Origin of the sequence: Taibaiella sp. KBW10 (genome assembly GCF_003852495.1) — a bacterium.
Taxonomy (GTDB): Bacteria; Bacteroidota; Bacteroidia; order Chitinophagales; family Chitinophagaceae; genus Edaphocola.
Map to the genome: position 1 here is coordinate 1 of NZ_QAJI01000004.1, position 4,007 is coordinate 4,007.

Below are 4,007 nucleotides of genomic sequence, written 5' to 3' on the forward strand. Positions count from 1 at the left end.
TCTGGTCCGGTGCTACTTTAGCAGCTTTACCTACGTCGTCCATTAATAATGTAACCGGCACTTGGTCGCCAGCTTTAAACAACACGGGAACGACTACTTATACGTTTACCCCAACAGCCGGTCAATGTGCAAGTACGGCAACAATGACGATTGCCGTTAATAATAATATACTGCCAACGTTTACACAAGTTGCTGCAATCTGTTCCGGTGCTACTTTAGCAGCTTTACCGACCAGTTCTACAAATAATATAACGGGTACCTGGTCGCCAGCTTTAAACAACACGGCAACTACTACTTATACATTTACCCCAACAGCCGGTCAATGTGCAAGTACGGCAACAATGACGATTGCCGTTAATAATAATACACTGCCAACGTTTACACAAGTAGCGGCAATTTGCTCTGGTGCTACTTTAGCTGCTTTACCTACGACTTCTATTAATAATATAACGGGTACCTGGTCACCAGCTTTAAACAACACTGTAACGACCACCTATATCTTCACGCCAACAGTCGGTCAATGTGCAAGTACTGCAACGATGACCATCGCGGTTAATAATAATACGCTGCCAACATTTACACAAGTAGCGGCAATTTGCTCTGGTGCTACTTTAGCTGCTTTACCAACAACTTCAAATAATAGTATTACAGGAATCTGGTCACCAGCTTTGAATAATACCACGACGACTACTTATACCTTTACCCCAACAGCCGGTCAGTGTGCGAGTACTGCAACGATGACCATCGCGGTAAATAATAATACCTTACCAACATTCACACAAGTCGCGGCAATTTGTGCCGGTGGAACTTTGTCCGCCTTACCGACTACTTCCAATAATAGTATTACAGGTACCTGGTCTCCTGCATTGAATAATACCGCTACGACTACTTATACGTTTACCCCAACAGCCGGTCAATGTGCGAGTGTTGCAACTATGACCATTACGGTAAATCCGAGTGTAGACCCAACGTTTACACAAGTAGCGGCAATTTGCTCTGGTGCTACTTTGGCTGCTTTACCAACGACTTCTAATAACAGTATAACAGGAACCTGGTCGCCTGCATTGAACAATACAGCGACGACTACTTATACCTTCACACCAACAGCCGGTCAATGTGCGAGTACAGCTACGATGACTATTGCGGTTAATAATAATACCTTACCAACATTTACACAAGTTGCTGCAATCTGTTCGGGCGCTACTTTAGCGGCTTTACCAACTACCTCTACTAATAGTATAACGGGAACCTGGTCACCGGCATTGAACAACGCGGTAACGACCACTTATACCTTTACCCCAACAGCTGGTCAGTGTGCAAGCACCGCAACGATGACGATTACGGTAAATCCGAGTGTAGACCCAACGTTTACACAAGTTGCGGCTATCTGTTCCGGTGCTACTTTAGCTGCTTTACCTACGACGTCCATTAATAATGTAACCGGTACTTGGTCACCGGCTTTGAATAATACTACGACTACCACTTATACCTTTACCCCAACAGCCGGTCAGTGTGCGAGTACGGCAACGATGACCATCGCCGTAAATAATAATACCTTACCAACCTTTACAAGTGTAGATCCGATTTGTAGCGGTGGCAACTTAAATGCTTTGCCTACGACGTCTACAAATAACATAACGGGAACCTGGTCTCCGGCAATAGATAACACCACCACCACGACCTATACCTTTACCCCAACTGCTGGTCAATGTGCGAGTGTTGCAACGATGACCATTACGGTAAATCCAAGCGTGACGCCAACGTTTACACAAGTTGCGGCTATCTGTTCGGGCGCTACTTTAGCGGCTTTACCAACTAGTTCTACAAATAATATAACGGGTACCTGGTCACCAGCTATAAACAACACGACAACGACTACTTATACCTTCACGCCAACGGCCGGTCAGTGCGCGAGTACGGCAACGATGACCATCGCCGTAAATAATAATACCTTACCAACCTTTACGAGTGTAGATCCGATTTGTAGTGGCGGCAACCTAAGTGCATTGCCTACGACTTCTACTAACAATATTACCGGCACTTGGTCGCCAGCTTTAAACAACACGGCTACGACTACTTATACGTTTACCCCAACTGCTGGTCAATGTGCGATTGTTGCAACGATGACCATTACTGTAAATCCAAGTGTAACGCCAACGTTTACACAAGTCGCTGCAATCTGTTCTGGTGCTACTTTAGCGGCTTTACCAACAACCTCTACTAATAGTATTACAGGTACCTGGTCTCCTGCTTTGAATAATACGGCGACGACTACTTATACGTTTACGCCAACGGCCGGTCAATGTGCAAGTGTTGCTACGATGACTATTGCGGTTAATAATAATACGCTGCCTACGTTTACACAAGTAGCGGCAATTTGCTCTGGTGCTACTTTAGCTGCTTTACCAACGACGTCTAATAACAGTATAACGGGAACTTGGTCGCCTGCATTGAATAATACCGCTACGACAACGTATACCTTCACGCCAACGGCCGGTCAGTGCGCGAGTACCGCTACAATGACCATTGCTGTTAATAATAATACCTTACCAACGTTTACACAAGTAGCGGCAATTTGCTCTGGTGCTACTTTAGTGGCTTTACCAACGACTTCCAATAATAGTATTACAGGAACCTGGTCACCGGCTTTGAATAATACCGCTACGACGACCTATACCTTCACGCCAACGGCCGGTCAGTGTGCGAGTACCGCTACCATGACGATTACGGTGAATCCCAGTATCACCCCAACGTTTACACAAGTCGCTGCAATTTGTGCCGGTGGAACTTTGGCAGCTTTACCTACGACTTCTACTAACAATATTACCGGTACTTGGTCACCTGCTTTGAATAATACGGCGACGACTACTTATACCTTTACCCCAACGGCTGGTCAGTGTGCAAGTACCGCTACGATGACGATTACGGTGAATCCAAGTGTTACGCCAACATTTACACAAGTCGCGGCAATTTGTACGGGTGGGACTTTAGCTGCTTTACCAACAACTTCCAATAATAGTATTACAGGTACCTGGTCACCGGCATTGAACAACACGGCGACTACTACTTATACGTTTACCCCAACGGTTGGTCAGTGCGCAAGCACGACAACGATGACTATTGCCGTTAATAATAATACGCTGCCAACGTTTACACAAGTTGCGGCTATCTGTTCCGGCGCTACTTTAGCTGCTTTACCAACGACTTCTACTAATAGTATAACGGGTACTTGGTCGCCTGCATTGAATAATACCGCTACGACAACGTATACCTTCACGCCAACGGCCGGTCAGTGCGCTAGTGTTGCAACGATGACCATCGCGGTAAATAATAATACCTTACCAACGTTTACACAAGTCGCTGCAATCTGTTCTGGTGCTACTTTAGCTGCCTTACCAACTAGTTCTACAAATAATATCACCGGTACTTGGTCACCGGCTTTGAACAATACAGCGACTACTACTTATACGTTTACACCAACAGCTGGTCAGTGTGCAAGTACGACAACGATGACTATTGCGGTTAATAATAATACGCTGCCAACGTTTACACAAGTTGCGGCTATCTGTTCCGGCGCTACTTTAGCTGCTTTACCAACGACGTCTAATAACAGTATAACGGGTACTTGGTCACCTGCATTGAATAATACAGCGACGACTACTTATACGTTTACCCCAACAGCTGGTCAGTGCGCTAGTGTTGCAACGATGACCATCGCGGTAAATAATAATACCTTACCAACGTTTACACAAGTAGCGGCAATTTGCTCTGGTGCTACTTTAGTGGCTTTACCAACGACTTCCAATAATAGTATTACAGGAACCTGGTCACCGGTTTTGAATAATACCGCTACGACGACCTATACCTTCACGCCAACGGTTGGACAATGCGCGAATACGGCTGCCATGACGATTACGGTGAATCCCAGTATCACCCCAACGTTTACACAAGTCGCTGCAATTTGTGCCGGTGGAACTTTGTCCGGCTTACCGACTACTTCAAATAAT

At 45.6% G+C, this 4,007-nt stretch carries 1 protein-coding gene; it reads left to right on the forward strand.

Annotation, left to right across the window (positions count from 1 at the left end):
* Positions 1-4,007 (forward strand): hypothetical protein (locus DBR32_RS15640; RefSeq protein WP_199724413.1); only part of this gene is annotated, 4,007 nt, incomplete at both ends.